The sequence below is a fragment of the Acidobacteriota bacterium genome (assembly GCA_018001935.1).
In the GTDB taxonomy this organism is placed as follows: domain Bacteria; phylum Acidobacteriota; class JAAYUB01; order JAAYUB01; family JAAYUB01; genus JAGNHB01.
In genome coordinates, this window is record JAGNHB010000011.1 from 91,454 (window position 1) to 108,587 (window position 17,134).

Annotated in this window: 9 protein-coding genes; 2 read left to right on the forward strand and 7 right to left on the reverse strand. The window is 66.2% G+C overall.

Annotation, left to right across the window (positions count from 1 at the left end; genetic code table 11):
* Positions 1 to 4: 4 nt before the first annotated feature.
* From KA419_06765 to KA419_06785, 5 genes are read right to left on the reverse strand one after another with little or no spacing between them, the layout of a single operon-like run.
* Positions 5 to 754: a methyltransferase domain-containing protein gene (locus KA419_06765; GenBank protein ID MBP7865635.1), complete on the reverse strand. Its 750-nt coding sequence runs from the start codon at positions 752 to 754 to the stop codon at positions 5 to 7.
* Positions 754 to 4,179, reverse strand: coding sequence for a glycosyltransferase (locus KA419_06770; GenBank protein MBP7865636.1), 3,426 nt, complete (start codon positions 4,177 to 4,179; stop codon positions 754 to 756). Before KA419_06770 ends, KA419_06765 begins: the two co-directional genes overlap by 1 nt.
* Positions 4,176 to 7,514, reverse strand: a complete 3,339-nt coding sequence (locus KA419_06775; protein MBP7865637.1) for a methyltransferase domain-containing protein — start codon at positions 7,512 to 7,514, stop codon at positions 4,176 to 4,178. The genes KA419_06770 and KA419_06775 overlap by 4 nt, the downstream gene beginning before the upstream one ends.
* Complete coding sequence (locus tag KA419_06780) at positions 7,511 to 10,483, reverse strand: Wzt carbohydrate-binding domain-containing protein (protein ID MBP7865638.1); 2,973 nt, start codon at positions 10,481 to 10,483, stop codon at positions 7,511 to 7,513. The genes KA419_06775 and KA419_06780 overlap by 4 nt, the downstream gene beginning before the upstream one ends.
* Positions 10,483 to 11,241, reverse strand: a complete 759-nt coding sequence (locus tag KA419_06785) for an ABC transporter permease (protein MBP7865639.1) — start codon at positions 11,239 to 11,241, stop codon at positions 10,483 to 10,485. The genes KA419_06780 and KA419_06785 overlap by 1 nt, the downstream gene beginning before the upstream one ends.
* Before the next feature lie 334 nt (positions 11,242 to 11,575).
* Between KA419_06785 and KA419_06790 the strand changes: the two genes are divergently transcribed.
* Both KA419_06790 and KA419_06795 read left to right on the forward strand, forming a co-directional pair.
* Positions 11,576 to 12,397, forward strand: a complete 822-nt coding sequence (locus tag KA419_06790) for a methyltransferase domain-containing protein (GenBank protein MBP7865640.1) — start codon at positions 11,576 to 11,578, stop codon at positions 12,395 to 12,397.
* Between the two features lie 360 nt (positions 12,398 to 12,757).
* The gene (locus KA419_06795; GenBank protein ID MBP7865641.1) at positions 12,758 to 16,126 is read left to right on the forward strand and encodes a protein kinase; all 3,369 of its coding nucleotides are present in this window, start codon (positions 12,758 to 12,760) and stop codon (positions 16,124 to 16,126) included.
* A gap of 146 nt (positions 16,127 to 16,272) precedes the next feature.
* Here the strand turns inward: KA419_06795 and KA419_06800 are convergent, their stop codons facing one another.
* Both KA419_06800 and KA419_06805 read right to left on the reverse strand, forming a co-directional pair.
* Complete coding sequence (locus tag KA419_06800; GenBank protein ID MBP7865642.1) at positions 16,273 to 16,410, reverse strand: hypothetical protein; 138 nt, start codon at positions 16,408 to 16,410, stop codon at positions 16,273 to 16,275.
* A 512-nt stretch (positions 16,411 to 16,922) separates the two neighbouring features.
* Positions 16,923 to 17,134, reverse strand: a 212-nt coding sequence (locus KA419_06805) for a transposase (protein MBP7865643.1), incomplete at its 5' end; no start/stop codon positions are given.

Sequence of the window (17,134 nt, forward strand, 5' to 3'; positions counted from 1 at the left end):
TCCCTCAGCGCTGCGGCCGGCAGGGCGGTTCGCCCGGCCGGGAACACGGGGAGGCACCGGGAGCCGGGAGCTTCCGGAGAACCAGCAGGAGTTCGGTGTGGTTGCGCGAGAGGTTCTCGAGGTCCGCGTGGAGCCAGTACTGGCAGAGGGAATCGACCCAGACCCGGAAATTCTCCATCTCGAAGACGTGGAAATGGATCTTGTAGTCGATCCGGATCAGCTCCTCGACTCTCTGGTCGATCTGGTCCTCGGGGGTCCGGTTGACCAGGCGCTCCCACTCCGCGTAGTGCTCGACCCTGGTGCCGCGCCCCCCGTCCAGGGCGTCCGCCAGGAGGTGGCGGAGCGGGGTGGGGGGGCGGTTGACGTCGAAACAGGACCGCTTGTCCGGGACGGAGTAGAACAGGACACCCTTTTCCCGGATTTTCCGGAGGTGGGTCCGGAGGGTTCCCGTGGGGTCCATGCAGTGTTCCAGAAAGTGGTTGGCCACGATGAAATCGACGCTCTCGTCCGGGACGGTGGCCATGGTCTCCCCATCGTCCACGAGGTCCACCCGGACGACGGACTTCGGGTCGATCTCGGGGTAGGTGGCGCGCAGGGCCGCGTTGTCCTGGTAGTCCAGGTAGCGCACCTCGGTTTCCCGCTTGCGGGTCTGCAGGGGCGAGTCGAGGGCGCCGATCTCGATCCCCTCGCCCCGAAGAAACTGGTCGGCAACGAGGTTGCGGTACCGCAGCATGGGTTCCGGGATTCGGTTCATCAGGCCTCCTGTTCCGGCGAGAAATAGGCTTCCCGGAAGACCCGGGCGTAGGCGTCCACCACCTCGGGGAAATCGGGGAAGATGGCGTAGAGTTCACGGGAGGCCCGTCCCATGGACTCCCGGAGCGCCGGGTCGCGCAGGAGTCGCTCCAGGGCGCCCGTCAGGCCCGGGATGTTCTCGGGCGGGTAGTACAGGGCGTTGACGCCCTCGCGCACCTGCTCCGTGATGCCGAAGACCGGGGTGGTCACGATGGGGAGCCCGAAGAACATGGCTTCCATGATCACCCGCGGGTAGCTTTCCAGCCGGGAGGTGCAGACGAAGAGGTCGGCGGCCTGGTAGTGGGGCGCCACGTCCTCGGTCTCCCGGACGAGAAGGAACCGCTCGCGGCGCTCCGGCGGCAGGGCCTCCGCCAGGGCGTGCAGTTCCTTCGCGTAGTCGTTGTCGCGGTCCCCCACCACTACCATCTTGAGTTTCGGCAGAAGATCCCCGTCGATGGCCTCCAGGGCCCGAACCAGGTCGTGCTGGCCCTTGCGGCGGCAGACCGTCCCCAGGAGCAGGATCGCCGTCTCGTCGGGCGCGATGCCGAGTTCGGCCCGCTGGGTCTCCCGGCACGCGCGCGCGGCCTGCTCCGCCAACCGGTCGTTCTTCAGCGCGTTGTGGATCACGGCGAAGTTGTGGCGGGTGTTGAGGGGCTCGTACCGCTGCCGGGTGGCGTGGGCCACGAACACCACCCGGTAGGGGTAGGGGAAGCAGCCCAGGGCCTCGAGGTTGATGTCCGGGCCGAAGTGGTTGAAGTAGGTCTGCCAGGGTTCGCTCTCCCGGATGTTCCAGACGGCCGGCAGCGCGGCGTCGCGGGCGGCCGCCATGGCGTAGAACGTCTGCATGGTGTTGCCGTAGACCAGTTCGGCCCCGCGGCTCCGGATGAGCTTCGCAAACCCGCGGATCGCCTCGCGGTACTCGGGAAGGGTGTAGATGTCCGCGAGCGGGTGGCGGTCCACGATCACCTCGACCCCGACCCGCTCGTAGTACTCGCGAAGGGGGCCGTCCTCGGGGGAGAAGACCACGGGGTCGAGAACCCCCTGTTCCTTCAGGGCGGCGGTGACCTCGTACTGGCTGAAGGGGGCGCCCTCCAGGTTCAGGTTGAAACCGCACATGAAGGCGCGGATCGGGCGCGGGGGCGGACGCAGCACGGCGCACCGGCTCCGGACCTGGAAGCGCTCGTCGCCCAGGGAGAGGTTGGGGTTGTAGTATTGGTCCTGCCGGCCGGCGTACTTGCTCCGGAAGTAAGCCTCCTCGGCGGGGTGGTCGCCCGAACCGCGGGACGCCCCCTCGTGGTGCCGAAGCTCGGCCTCCGGCACGTAGACGCAGCGGTACCCGGCGTCCACCAGGCGGTAGCAGTAGTCCACGTCGTTGTAGGCCACGCCCAGCCGCGTCTCGTCGAAACCGCCCATCTCGAGGAAGAGCTTCCGCGGGGTGAGCATGCAGGCGGCGGTCACCGCCAGGTAGTTCCGGGAGACCTGGGTGTATGAGAGGTAGCCGTGGTCGGAGGCCGGGAGGAGTTTGAAGGCGGGGCCGGCGAAACCGTCGTACAGGCCGTGGACGATCCCCGCGTGCTGAATCCGGCCGTCCGGGAAGATGAGCCGGGCCCCGACGGCGCCCACGCCGGGCTGCCGCGCGTAGCCGACCATCTGGGTGAGCCAGTCGTCGCGCAGGACCTCGGTGTCGTTGTTGAGAAAGAGCACGAAGTCGTCGTCCACGGCTTCCGCCGTGCGGTTGTTCAGGTGGGAGAAGTTGAACCCGCCGGCGGGGTTCGGGACCGTCCGGACGCTGACCCGGCTCCCGGGGGCGGTGATCTCCCGGAAGTAGGCGAGGGTCTTCTCGTCGTCGCTCTCGTTGTCGACGATGATCACCCGGTAGTTGGGGTAGAGGGTCTTCGCCAGGATGGAATCGACGCACCGCCGCAGGTATTTGACCATGTTCCGGGTCGGGATGAGGATGGCGACCGAGGGGGGGCGGGAGAGTTCGAAGCGGTGCCGGAAAATCCCGACGCCGCACTTCTTCGCCCAGGCGGGTTGGTACGCCTCGGCTTCCATGCCCCGCCGGTCCAGCGCTTCCTGGACCGCTTTGCGACCGGCCTCGAAGCTGGCGGGCTTGGCGGCGCCGGACGCGGCGGTGGAACCGGCGCAGATCCGCCAGTGATAGAGCACCCGGGGGACGTGACCGACGTGGCGTGCCCGCTCCGAGGCCCGGAGGGCGAAGTCGTAGTCCTGGGAGCCGTCGAAGGCGCTGCGGAACCCCCCCGTTTCGCGAAAGAGGGAAGCCCGAACCAGAAAGAAATGGCTGAAGTACATGTAGGAAAGGAGAAGTTCCGGTGACCAGTCGGGCTTGAACTGGGGCGCCAGGCGCACCCCGCCGGCTCCGGCCTTGTCGTCGTCGGAATAGAGCAGGTCCGTTTCGGGGTGATCGTCCAGGTAGATCACCGCTTCGGCCAGGGCGTCCGGCTCGAGGAGGTCGTCCTGGTCGAGGAACAGCAGGTATTCCCCCTTCGCCAGGGCCGCCGCCGAGTTGGTGGCCTCGCTGATGTTGCCGTTGACGGGCCGGAACTCCAGTCGGATCCGCGGGTCGCGCTCGGGGAGCCGGCGGAGAAAGCGCTGCAGTTTCCGGTTGGTGCTGGCGTCGTCGGCGATGCAGAGTTCCCAGTGGTCGTAGACCTGGCCGAGCACGGAACTCACCGCCTCCTCCAGGTGGGCCGGGGAGGCGTTGAAGACCGGCATCAGCACGGAAATCAGCGGCCTTTGGCCCAACCGGTCCATCCGGTGGCGGATCTCCTCGCGGCGGCGCCCGTTGCAGCGGTTGTTCTCGACCCAGCACGCGTAGGGGTCGCGGGGCCGGGGGATCTCGAACCCCGGCGGCACCGTTTCGGTCCCCTTCACCTTCTGGACGGCGAAGGCGTGCCGGAGCATCTTCACGAGTTCGGGGATCTCCCGGGGGCGGGGAAGTCGTTTCCGGGCCCGGACCCAGTTGACGCTCTTCTCCACCACCATCCCGGAAATCCGGCGGTAGTTGCGGATTTTTCCGGACAAGGGCAGGTCCGAGACCTCCAGGACCTTTTCAGGGTCCAGCAGTTCCGTTGACCCGTCCTCGAAGCCGAGCCGGAGCCGCAGCGCCCACTTCCCCTTTCGACGGACCGTCACCGGGCAGGCGAAACCGCTCTCCAGGGAATTCGGCTGGTTCTGGAAGTAGGCCTGCACGTCGGGACGATGCATCCGGACCTGGGCGGCGAATTCGTCCTTGCCGACGAGCACGCTCATCTCCGCCAGCCGGCGGGTGGGGGAAAAACACCAGCCGGAAACGCGAACCATGTCTCCGACCGCGCAGGTCCACTCCGTGGGCGTCTCGAGGTTGAACTGGGCGTCTTTTTTCATGAGCCGTTTCCGTTTGAATGCGGGGATGTGCCTTTCAACCGCCGGATCTCCGCTTCGGCGAGCTGGAGGCGTGTCCGGAGGTCATCCGCGGCCTTCTCCTGGATGCCGTGGTTGACCCTCGCCAGACGGATCTCCTCCTCGAAGCCCGTGATGGTCGCCCGGGCCGTCTCGATCTCGTCGAGGCGACCGCCGAGCTCGACCTGCAACGCGCGGGTCTCCGCGTCCCGGAGCGCCTCGTTCTCCCTCGCCCGACGGATCTCGTCCTCCAGCAGCCGGATGGATTCCCGGGCCGTTTCGACCTGGGACAGGGCGTCGCTGAGGCCCTCCCGGAGCGCGGCGTTGTCGTGCTCGAGGATCACCTGGCTGTCGCGGGCCTGGCGGACCTGGTCCTCGAGGAAGGTGGCCGCCTCGCGGGCCCGGCGGACCTCGCCCTCCAGGAGGGCGGCCGCCTCGCGGGCGTTTTCGAGCTGGGCCTGGGCGTCGCCGAGGCCCTCCCGGAGCGCGGCGTTGTCACCCTGGAGGGTCTCCTGGCTCTCGCGGGCCTTCTCGAGTTGGGCCTGGGCGTCGGCAAAGCCTTTCCGAAGATCGGTGTTCTCGTGCTCGAGGATTTCCTGGCTTTCGCGGGCCCGGCGGACCTCGCCCTCGAGGAGGGCGGCCGCCTCGCGGGCCTTTTCGAGCTGGGCCTGGGCGTCGCCGAGGCCTTTTCGGAGATCGGTGTTCTCGTGCTCGAGGATTTCCTGGCTTTCGCGGGCCTGGCGGACCTGGCCCTCGAGGAGAGCGACCGCCTCGCGGGCCCTCTCGAGCTGAGCTAGCGCATCGCCGAGGCCCTCCCGGAGGGCGGCGTTTTCGCCCTGGAGGGTCTCCTGGCTCTCGCGGGCCCGGCGGACCTGGTCCTCGAGGAGGGCGGCCGCCTCGCGGGCCTTTTCGAGCTGGGCCTGGGCGTCGCCGAGGCCTTTTCGGAGATCGGTGTTCTCGTGCTCGAGAATTTCCTGGCTTTCGCGGGCCTGGCGGACCTGGCCCTCGAGGAGAGCGGCCGCCTCGCGGGCCGTTTCGAGCTGGGCCTGGGCGTCGCCGAGGCCTTTTCGGAGATCGGTGTTCTCGTGCTCGAGAATTTCCTGGCTTTCGCGGGCCTGGCGGACCTGGCCCTCGAGGAGAGCGACCGCCTCGCGGGCCCTCTCGAGCTGAGCTAGCGCATCGCCGAGACCCTTCCGGAGCGCGGTGTTTTCGCCCTGGAGGGTCTCCTGGCTCTCGCGGGCCCGGCGGACCTGGCCCTCGAGAAGGGTGGCCGCCTCGCGGGCGGTTTCGAGCTGGGCGTGGGCGTCGCCGAGGCCTCCCCGGAGGGATGCGTTTTCGCCCTGGAGGGTGAGTTGGCTGTCGCGGGCCTGGCGGACCTGGCCCTCGAGGAGGGCGGCCGCCTCGCGGGCGGTTTCGAGCTGAGCCTGGGCATCGGCGAGGCCTTTTCGGAGATCGGTGTTCTCGAACTCGAGGATTTCCTGGCTTTCGCGGGCCCGGCGGACCTGGCCCTCGAGAAGGGCGGCCGCCTCGCGGGCGGTTTCGAGCTGGGCCTGGGCGTCGCCGAGGCCCTCCCGGAGGGCGGTGTTTTCGCCCTGGAGGGTCTCCTGGCTCTCGCGGGCCCGGCGGACTTGGCCCTCGAGAAGGGCGGCCGCCTCGCGGGCCGTTTCGAGCTGAGCCAGGGCGTCGCCGAGGCCCTTTCGGAGAGCCGTGTTGTCGCCCTGGAGGGTCTCCTGGCTTTCACGGGCCCGGCGGACCTGTTCCTCGAGGAGGGTGGCCGCCTCGCGGGCCGTTTCGAGCTGGGCCAGGGCATCGTCGAAACCCCGGCGGAGAGTGGCGTTTTCCCCCTTGAGGAGTTTCTGGTTGCTGCGGGATTTCCGAACCTGGTCTTCCAGCAGGGCCGCCGCTTTTCGGGAAGCCCCGACCTGGGCGAGGGCGTCTTCAAGGCCTTTCCGGAGCGCGGCGTTGTCGTCCTGGAGGATCGCCTGGTTTTCGCGGGCCTTCCGGACCTGGTCCTCGAGGAGGGCGGCCGCTTCGCGGGCCGCGTCGAGCTGGGCCAGGGAACCCTCGAGGTCCTTTCGGAGGAGGGCGTTCTCGTCCTGGAGGATTCCCTGGTTCTCGCGAGCCTGCCGATTCTGGTCTTCCAGGAGGGTGGATGCCCTGCGGGACGCCTCGACCTGGGCGAGGGCGTCGACGAGGTCCTTCCGGAGAGCGGCTTTCTCGCGCTTGAGGATATCCTGGTTGTCGCGGGCTCGCCGGATCTGGTCCTCGAGGAGGGCGGCGGCCTCGCGGGAAGCCTCCACCTGGGCTAGGGCATCCCGGAGGTCCCGCCCGAGGGTGCCCTCTTCTTCCCTGAGGATGCGCTGGTTCTCGCGGGAGAGCCGGATCTCCTCCTCCAGGAGAACGATCGCCCGGCGGGACGTTCGGATCTGGGACAGAGCGTCCTTGAGCTCCTTCTTCAATACGGCCCGCTCGTCCTTGAGGATCCGCTGGTTTTCCCGGGAGCGCCGGATCTCCGCCTCCAGGGCCGTGCAGGCCTCGCGCGAGACGAGAATCTGCTCCCGGCAATCTTCGAGCTCGATCCGGCTCTGGTTGTCGACATCCAGGGCCCACCCGGCGGTCAGGGGCGGCGGTGATGCATCCGAGCAAACCGCCAGCAGGTACTCGCCCGGCAGTGGACCCGGGTCGTCCTCCGGCCGGCAAAGCCCGTCCTTGCCCCGGATCAGCCGGGTGACCTTCGCGTCCTCCTCCTGCCGCCAGATCCGGCTGCTGAAGCGCGCGATCTGGTTCCAGGCGGCCACGTGACGGAAGTGCCGGGAGAGGAACCCGTAGAATTCGCCTCCATCGAGCTCCAGGAGATGGAAAGGATTGGGCGTTCCCCTCGTCTGGTTGTAAAGCTCCCGTTCCGGTGTGGAGATCACGAGCACGCCTTCCGGCTTGAGGACCCTCCGGACCTCGACCAGGAATGCCGTTTGGGAAGGCCCCGGGAGGTGCTCGAGCGTCTCCAGGGAGACGACCACGTCGAACCGTTCCTTCCCGAAGGGGAGCCGGGAGATGTCCGCCTGGACGAAAACCAGTTTGCCGTGCCGGTAAGCCTTTCGGGCGCACCGGATCGTTTCGCTGTGATTATCGACGCCGATCACCCGCCGGGCGATCCGCGCCAGGCGAAAGGCGCCGTAACCGTCACCGCAGGCGGCATCGAGCACCACGCGGTCCGTGCAGATCCCCTCCAGGGCCAGATACCGGTGCCAGTGTTCCACGGCGATCTGGCCGATCATGGAAGGGTGGTAACGCTCCCCGGAAAGTACCGGCCGGGATTTCAATCCGACTCCTTTTTCACGTGAAAGCACGCATTCTCGACGAGGAGGTAATAGCCGAGCGTCGCCGCGGGGTCGGTCCCGGCCACCCGGATCACGAAAGCGTCGTGCACCCAGTGGTGCTGGACGTGGTTCATGAGGGTCCCGTCGGCGACCGCCACGGAAAAGGTGTAATCACCGTTGGTGAGGAAGGGGAACCGGAAGCAGAAGTCGATCCGGACCCGGTCACCCTTGGCGAACCGGGGGAGGCTCTCGCCGCCCAGCACCGCGGTGTTCATCCCCAGGATGTGGTTCCCGGTCCGGTCGTTGAGCAGGAAGCCGGCGATGGGGCACTCCAGGTCCTTCAGGACGAGGACGTTCATGGAAAAGACCACCGGCTTGCCCCCCTGGAGGGTCTGGAGCGGGCGCCCGGAGTCCTCCTCGCGGAACATCACGTGGGTGATGCGGGCGCCCCCCTCGCCGAAGAAGGAGCAGGCGGAAAGGTCGACCCAGGGGAGTGCGGCGCCGGTGGGGCGCAGGCCCGGGGAACCGGCTGCTGCGGGAGGGGCGGTGTCGCTGTCGTAGTGCATGTAGGCCGTGTACTCCCGGATGACCCGGTCCGGGGTGTCCAGCATTTGAAGCTGTCCGTCCCTGAGCCAGGCGGCCTCGTCGCAGAGGCTGCGGACCGCGCCCAGGTCGTGGGTGACGAGCAGGATCGTCCTCCCGCTCTCCCGGAACTCCCGCATCCGGCGGAAGCACTTCTGCTGGAAGCGGATGTCTCCGACGGCCAAGGCCTCATCCACGATGAGGACGTCCGGTTCCACGTGCACGGCGGCCGCGAAAGCGAGCCGGACGAACATGCCGCTGGAGTAGGTCTTCACCGGCTGGTCCACGAATTCGCCGATGTCGGCAAAGGCTTCGATCTCCGGCCAGAGTTCCTGCATCTCGCGGCGGGTGCGGCCCGTGAGCGAGCCCAGGAAAAGGACGTTCTCCCGCCCCGTGAGCTCGGGGTTGAAGCCGGCCCCCAGTTCGAGCAGCGCCGAGAGGGTCCCGTCAACCTCCACTCGCCCGCGGGTGGGGGTCAGCACTCCCGAGACGATCTTGAGGAGGGTCGACTTCCCCGAGCCGTTCTTCCCGATGATGCCGAGGGTGCGCCCTGCGGGGACACGGAGGGAGACATCCCGCAACGCGTTGAACTCGTGGTGGTAAACTTTTTTACCGGGGTGCAGGGCTTCCTTCAGCCGGTCGAGCTTCCGGGCGTAGAGCCGGTAGGTCTTGGTCAGCCCCTCGATCCGGATGACCGGGGTTGCAGAAACTTCCTCCCCCGTTGCCGGGGCCGGTTGGGGGGGGAGTTGGGCCGCTTCCTCCGCCGGGCGGGGTGTTTCCGGTGTGGGAACCACGAAGGGAAATGCCGGGGCGCCCGCGCCGGGGACCGAGACGGCGGCAGAGGCGCCGGGGGACATGCCGTCAGCACGGGCCCCCGGTCCGGCGAACCCCTCGCGCACGGCTTCGGGCCCCCAGGAGAGCAGGGGGAGCGGCTGCGGGGCCGCTTCCCGGCTGCGCAACACCACCAGGTCCTGGTGCCCGTGTCCCGCGGGAAGGTAGGCGCAAACCTGGAAGTGATCTGACCAGGAGTCCAGGATGTAGTGGAGGTTGTGGTAGGCCGTGCCGTAGTAGCTCTCGTCGCCGATGATCCGGCCGATCTCGTGGGGTTGGGGGATGAAGAAAAACCCCTTTTCCTTCCAGAGTCGGTAAACGTCCTGGCCCGGATCGATCTTGGCCATGGCCTGCAGCCCCTGGACGGAAAGGACCACGAACCCGCCCGGTTTCAAGAGCCGTGACAACTCGCGGAGCCAGGCCTCTTGGCAGGTTTCGTCCAGGTGGGTGACCACCGAGATCCCCACGATGAAGTCGAAGGCCCGGTCGGGGTAAGGGAGCGGCGGCAGAAGGGGGCTGATCTGGTAGGTCCCCCGGGGGAGGTGGGACTGGCACCAATAAATGTTGTCCGGGTCGATGTCCGTGCCGAAAAAGGCGACGTCCTCCCGGGTGGAGAGGTAACGGGCGATGTTGCCGCACCCGCAGCCCCAGTCCAGGACCGCCGGGACGACGCTCCGGCCCGGGAGCAGGGCTTCCAGAAGAAACGACAGTTTCCGGTGAAGGGTCATCCCGCGCAGGAGGAACTGGGAGGCGTCGCGGTCCGCCATCACCCGCTCCCGGCGGTCGGCGTCGGGGAGCGGGATTCCGTCGTCCTCTGCGGGGTACCAGTAGTCCGAGAGGGGAGCGTGTTCCGCAATCCCCTCCCCGTGCAGCTGGAAACGGAACGTCTTTGCACCGGTCACGGGGGATTCGCTCCAGGCCTCGAAGGGGAAGGCCCGGCCGTGGTCGCCCAGGGTTCGGAAGACCGCCTCGACATCCGGGCGGGACTCCAGTTGGCGCATGGCCATCAGTCTCCCGTTGAGTCGCACGGAGAGGAACCGGCAGCCGGAGGGGGGAAGGATCCATCCCCAGATCCGGACAAAACCGGCCTGAACCGTCACCCGGTCGATGGCCCAGTCGGGGAAGGAGAACAAGGCCACCGGAAACGGCGGCTCCTCGGACGCCCGGAACACGAGGGGCTCGGTCAGGGGATTCCCGCGGACGTCGGTCACTTCGATCGACTGTCCTTCCCGGAGCGGCTCGGTGAACCAGTTCCACGCGGTGCGCCCGCCGTCGAGACCGCGGCTGCAGAGGACCGGGGGCCGGAGCGGGCCGGGAATCCCATCCCGGCGGACGATGATCCCCTCGGAAGCCTCCGCGGGGACCGGGCCGAACTCCAGGAAGTGCCGGGTGAACCGGAGGACGCGGGCCTCCCCCGGCGGGGGCGGCGCAGCCGGTGAGACGGGCGGGAACCGGAAAGCCGTGGCTTCGGGCGGGGATACCGGCTCGCTCCCGCTGGCAGGTTCCGCTGTGGGCGCCTCGGGGCGGGCCGTGGTCGTTTTCGGGCGGCGGCGGGCCATCAGATTGCATCTCCGAAATGGGGTTTGAGACGGCGGAAAATGGTCACTCCCGCCAGCAGGAGGAGCCCCGTGAACCCCCAGAAATACAGGAGCTGCATCGGGGCTTCCCAGAACCACTCCCGGTGGATCAGGCAGTTGCGATAACCTTCGATGACGTAGTGGAAGGGGTTGAGGCGGAACCAGTCCCGGACTCCGGGCGGGAGCATCTGGAGCGGCCAGAAGATCGGGGTCAGCCAGAACCCGATCTGGAGAACGATGGAGACGACCTGCGGGGTGTCCCGGGCGAAGATGGTCAACGAGGAGACGATGAGGGCGAAGGCCACGGTCAGGGTAAGCATGGCGACCATGTAGTAGGGCAGTTGGACGGCCTGCCAGGGGATCGCGACCCCCATGATGAGGTAGCAGAAGAACAGGATCACGATGAACACCAGGTGGATGATGAAGGTGGAGCAGGCGCGGACGAAGGGCAGGAGGTTCACGTTGAAGACCATCTTCTTGACCAGGTGCTGGTTGTCCAGGAAGGTGGTGGAGGAGCCCGAGATGGCTTCCTGGAAGTAGAACCAGGGGATCAACCCCGTCATGAGCCAGAGGAAGAAGGGGACGTGAAGGACCGGCTGGCTCCGGAACCCGATCTCGAAGACGAACCACAGGACGGTGAGGGTCACCGCCGGGTGGATGAAGGCCCAGAAGATCCCCAGGTAGGAACCCAGGTAACGCACGGTGAAGTCGTTCCGGGTGAGTTCGCTCAGTATGGCCAATTGAGGACGTGGTTTCGTTTTCATGCTTCAAACGAGGCCGGCACGGAGACGGCGGCCTCGAAAACCCCTTTCCTGGCGTGTGGTTTGTGGGTCCGGCCAGACCGCGGATTATAGCATTTTTTCCGGCAAACACAACGCTTTTCAGGCTCGCCTCCCGCCCGCCATGCCGGTGGGCGAGAGATGCCTTGTCCACATGACCGCAGGACACTCACTCTATCCAGCCAGGGGAGAGAACGCTTGGATTGGTCTTTTCACCCCCTTGCTTCACCGCCCCGATTCCCTCTATACTGCTCTCGACTGCCGTTCCGACGGAAAAAACACCAAGGATGATCTCATGAATGTACGGTATCAATCGGTTCGCCGCCTACCCACCCAACACACGGCCGAGGAGATCCTGGCCGCGGCGCCGCCTCCGTGGTTTTACCGTTTCACCTTCGAGAACGGTGCGAGCACGGTTTCCGCCGACCCGCTCATCGACGAGATCCACCAGGTGCGCGCCGACCTGGTGTTCCCCTGGCTGGACTGCGTCGTGGGCTCGGCCTGGCCGCGGCTGACCTGCCTCGACATCGGCTGCCACGAGGGGTGGTGGAGCGCCCAGTTGGCCGTCCGCGGCGCCCGCCGCGTCCTCGGCATCGACCCCCGGCCCGGCCACATCGAGCGGGCTGAGAAGATCCGTCAGATCACGGGGATGGAGAACCTCGACTTTCGGGCGGGTAATCTGTACGAACAGGGTGCTTTCACGGGAGCCCCCTACGATCTCACGCTGTTCATCGGCCTGCTGTATCACCTGGACAACCCCGTCTGGGCCCTGGAGAGAGCCCGGGTCCTGACCCGCGGCGTCTGCGTCGTCGAGACGCAGGTGGCCCGGCCCGTCCCGGAGTTGGAGTGCCTTTGGGGCAGCGACACCCGGCTGAAGCACGGCCCCGGGATCGCGCTGGTCCGCTCCGACGAGGCCCACGTCGAGGGGGCGCGCCCCCTCTCCATGGTGCCCACCCTGGCGGCTTTGTACGAGATCCTGTACCAGGTGGGTTTCCATCGGGTCTTCACTGCCGTCCCCGCGCCGGGCATGTACAGCCAGTACCGGGATTATGACCGGGTCGTGGTCTTCGCCCTGACGGAAGCGGCCTCCGGAGAAGCCCTCGGCCTTTCGGGTTGACCCTTGCCTCGAGGAGGGGGGAGACAGCGTGCGGCCGGCCGGTGAGCGTGAGAAAGAAGAGGACACCCAATCGAATCCGACGAGTGAGTGTCCTCAAATCTTCGGCTTCAGGGGCTGTCCTGGGCCCGTTCGGGAGAGGTCGGCCGAATGAGCCTGGATAAGTATACAATGCGACCTGTGAGTGCAGGGCGATCAGAAGGAGTCCCGATGAACTATCGAAGACGCTTGGCCTGGAGGGTGGGGGAGGGCGGTTCGATCTCTGGTATTGCTGCCGGTTATCCGGGCCGCCGGCATGCACGGGGTTGGCTCCTCGGGCGGCCGTGGTCTTCTGGCGGTCGAACCCCGGGGGGGGGAACATCCTTGCCCTGCGTCCTGTTCTTCCTGCTCTGGGGGGGGCTTTGGGCGGGAACCGCCTTTCCCCTTCGGTTGCAGGCCCCACGAAGTGGCTTCGAGCACCTCTCTCTCGAGGACGGCCTCTCGCAGAGCGTCGTCAACGGGATCTGCCAGGACCGGCGCGGCTTTCTCTGGTTCGCGACCCAGGACGGCCTCAACCGCTACGATGGCTACCGTTTCGTCGTTTTCCGGAACGATGCCAACGACCCGAATTCCATCAGCGATAACCTGGCGTACTGCCTCCACCTCGACCAGCAGGGTGACCTCTGGATCGGGACCGACGTCGGCCTGAACCGGTACGATCGTCGAAGCGGGCGTTTCGTCCGGTACGATTTCACCCGCGTGAATCCGGGTGTCGAGGGGATCAATCGGATCGCGTCCATTTGCCGGGATGCGAGGGGTATCCTCTGGTTGGCCACCCGTCGGGGCGGGATTCTCGCCTTTGACCCGTCAACAGGCCGAAGCTTTCACTTTGCCCCCGACCCGAAGGACGACCGCAAGGTCCCGGATCACCTTCTGCGGTGTATGTTGCTGGCGGAGGACGGTTTTCTGTGGGTCGGCACAGCCGAGGGGGTCCTCTGTCGGCTGGACAGGGGCACCGGGCAGGTACGGCGTTTCCCGCTGAACAGGGTGTTTGGGGAGTCCAGGAAACCCTCGGAAGTCTGGTCGATCTTCCAGTACGGGCGCGATCGCCTATGGATCGGGACCAACCTGGGGTTGGTGGAGTTGAACACGCGGTCAGGGGAGGTCCGGGATCTGAAAGGCCTGTTTGGTTCATCGGGCCCCGCGACCCCGGTCGTTGTCAACATGATGATGAGAAGCCGGTCCGGTGAACTCTGGATCGGGACGACCACCGGCATCTACCGCCTGGGAAAGGACCTCGCCCTCAAGAACACGTACCGGCGAGACGCGCGCATCGCCGACAGTCTCAGCCAGGACAACATCAACATCCTGTTCGAAGACGACGCCGGTGTCCTCTGGGTGGGGACCTACAGCGGCGGAATCAACAAGCTGGACCTGAAGCGTGAACGATTCGCACATTTCCCCTCTCACGACTGGGAGCCAGGGTCCCTGAGCAACCCCTTTGTCCTCGGGTTTCTGGAGGACCAGTCCGGGCGTCTCTGGGTCGGTACGGAGAACGGTCTCAACCGGTGGGACGATTCAACGCAGCGGTTCGACCATTTTTTCCACGAGCCGAACAATCCGCGGAGCCTCAGCAACAGCAACATCCAATCCCTCTGCCAGGACCGGGAGGGGGTGATCTGGGTGGGGACGAGTCACGGGCTCAACCGGCTCGACCCGGGGAAAAGCGATTTTGTGCGGTATCTTCGCGAGGAGAAGGACCCGCAAAGCCTCAGTTCCAACGACATCCTCTGCCTGCTGGAGGATCGGCATGGGCAGTTCTGGGTGGGAACCTACTCCGCCGGACTCTGCCGCATGGACCGACGGACAGGAAAGTTCACCACCTTTCAGGCCGACCCGGGGGACCCGAGGAAACTCTGTGACAACTACATCTCCTGCCTGCTGGAGGATCGTTCGGGAACGCTCTGGATCGGTACCAACGGAGGCTTGAACCAGTACCACCCGGGGACGGGGACTTTCTCCCGGATCGAAGTCAACCCCGCCGACCTCCGTAAACTTGGGAACAGCCGGATTCGCTGCCTCTACGAGGACAGCCGCGGGTACCTGTGGGTGGGGACCCGCAACGGGCTTTACCTGATGAACCGGGCGACAGGGGCATTTGCGCGTTTCACCATGAAGGACGGGTTGCCCAACAACGTCGTGTATGGGATTTGCGAGGACACCCAGGGCTTTCTCTGGCTCAGCACCAATCACGGGCTTTCCCGTTTCGACCCGTTCTCAAGGAAATTCAGGAATTACGACGCCATGGACGGGCTTCAGAGCAGTGAGTTCAACCAGTGGGCTTACTGCCGCCTGCGCAGCGGCGAACTCCTCTTCGGGGGAATCAACGGGTTCAGCCTGTTTCGCCCTGAGGCCATCGTGGACAATCCCCACGTGCCGCCCGTGGTTCTGACGGGGTTCAAACTGTTCGGCCGGGATGCCCGGCTGCCGCAGGACGTCACCGAAACCGTGAATATCACCCTCCGCCACACGGAGAACTCCTTTTCCTTCGAGTTCGCCGCGCTGGATTACACGAATCCCAGGAAGAATCAGTACGCTTACATGCTGGAGGGCTTCGACAGCGGCTACATCGAGGCGGGGACCTCCCGGGTCGCCACCTACACCAACCTGGAAGGCGGAGAGTACTTCTTCCGGGTGAAAGGAACCAACAGCGACGGCGTGACCAATGATCAGGGGGTGGTGATCCGGGTCAACATCGTCCCCCCCTTCTGGCGGACTACCTGGTTCCGGATCGCAACCATCGTGGGCCTGGCCGTGCTCCTCAACCTGGTGTTTTTCGGGGGGCGGAGGCTCTGGAGGGCCTACGTCGTCTGGAAGCGGTCCACCTATGTGGCCCATTTCCGGGTCTTGGGAACGCTGGGCCGGGGGGGCATGGGGGTTGTCTACAAGGCCGTGAACATCGTCAACCGGCAAGTGGTCGCCTTGAAAGTCCTCGACCAGGGTTTGGGGGATGAAACTTCCCGGAAGCGATTCGTGCAGGAAGGCCTCATCTGCGAACGCATCAAGCATCCGAACGTGGTGGCGATCTACGAACGGGGCGAGCACAACGATCGGATGTACTTCTCCATGGAGTATCTCGAAGGGATGACGCTGCGTCGCCTGCTGAACGACGGTCCTTTCGAGGAACGGGCGGCCGTCGCCCTCTTCGCCTTCCTCTTCGACGTGCTGTGCGACATCCATCGCCAGGGTGTCATCCATCGTGACATCAAGCCCGAGAACATCATGATTTCCCGCGGTTTCTCTCAGGGGTCCCTGAGCCACAGCCGCGCGCCGAAAAGTCTTCTGCAAGAGCAGATCAAGTTGCTGGACTTCGGCCTGGCGCGTTTCGCGGATTCCAAGTCCCTGACCGAGGCCGGTTCCGTCGCCGGCACCTTGTCCTACCTTCCCCCCGAGATGCTGGGAGGGGAGCGGGTCGTAGGGCCCGAGGCGGATTTCTATTCCCTGGGTGTCATCCTCTATGAGATGTTGACGGGGACTCGCCCCTTCCAAGGAGACGACAACCTGTCCATCATGTTCTCCATCATGTACCGGGACCCCATCCCGCCCCACGAAGTGAAAGCCGGGTTGTCGACGGCGACCTCTGATCTGGTCATGAAACTGATCGCAAAGAAGAGGGAGGATCGGTTGACCGGCGAGGCCGCTATCCGGGAGATGCTCGGCGGTGGAATTGAAGGACACTCACCGGATCGATGAGGAGGAGGGTATCCAGAGCTGGATACCTTCAGATCATCGAGGACGATGGGAAGGGAAGAAGGACCCGCCAGCGGGGCGTCGGCACCCTCGGCTGCAAGAACAGCTTCAGGAGTTCTTACAAGATCAGGAGTTCTTACGTTTTGGGGCTAGGTTCGCTCAGGTCTGAAGAGCCTGCGGCAGGTGGCGATGCCCTGGAACCATCGGAGGCCGGCGGCACGGGCCAGTTCCGCGAGGCGGCCGGCGTAGCCCACCACCCGGCGGAAGCGGCGCTCATAGCCCTGCACCGACGCCAGCCACTCTACCGCGTCAGCAACCGGTAGTACTCCACCGCCGTCAGCGTGGCGAAGACTCCCTTGCGGCCGTCCGCGGCGTTCAGCGGGGCCAGTCACGACGCCCGTGCCAGCGCCCGCGCCGCCTCCGCCATGGCCGCCGCCAGGATCGAGTCAAGGACACTCACTCAAGGATCTCAATTGAGTGTCCTTGATCCCATCCCAGGCCGCCGGTCCAGGGAGGCTCACCCTTGGGACTTCGCGCAGCGATGGGTCGAGTTTGGGGATTGATCAGGCCCCGAACCCTTTCAGAGTGGTTTTCTTCGCTGTTGTGGGCTTTCTGCGGGGGGTGGGCGGGGGCAAGGAACGGGGGGGCCGAGTGACCAGCGGATGCGTCGCTCCCTGAAAGGGTTCCCGGCGGATCAAGCGTTCCTGGAGATCTCCATTTTCCACTCCCGACTGCTGCCGGGCTTTCGCCGTTTGAGAGCAACCCGGCCCGGAGGTTATCACCTGGCTTCGAGCGAGGTCTACGTCCGGGCGGGGAGGAAGAGCTTGCGGCAGGCGGCGACGCCCTGGAACCACTTGAGGCCGGCGGCGCGGGCCAGCTCCGCGAGGCGGCCGGCGCAGCCCACCACCCGGCGGAAGCGGCGCTCGTAGCCCTGCACCGACGCTAGCCACTCCGCCGCGTCCAGCGACAGCCGCTCCAGGATCGGCGCCAGCTCCGCCGGGATCGCCCCCG

Excerpts from the sequence above, each read along its gene's own strand:
- KA419_06765 (MBP7865635.1), bottom strand. The coding sequence starts at position 754 with ATGAACCGAATCCCGGAACCCATGCTGCGGTACCGCAACCTCGTTGCC.
- KA419_06770 (MBP7865636.1), bottom strand. The coding sequence starts at position 4,179 with ATGAAAAAAGACGCCCAGTTCAACCTCGAGACGCCCACGGAGTGGACC.
- KA419_06780 (MBP7865638.1), bottom strand. The coding sequence starts at position 10,483 with ATGGCCCGCCGCCGCCCGAAAACGACCACGGCCCGCCCCGAGGCGCCC.
- KA419_06790 (MBP7865640.1), top strand. The coding sequence starts at position 11,576 with ATGAATGTACGGTATCAATCGGTTCGCCGCCTACCCACCCAACACACG.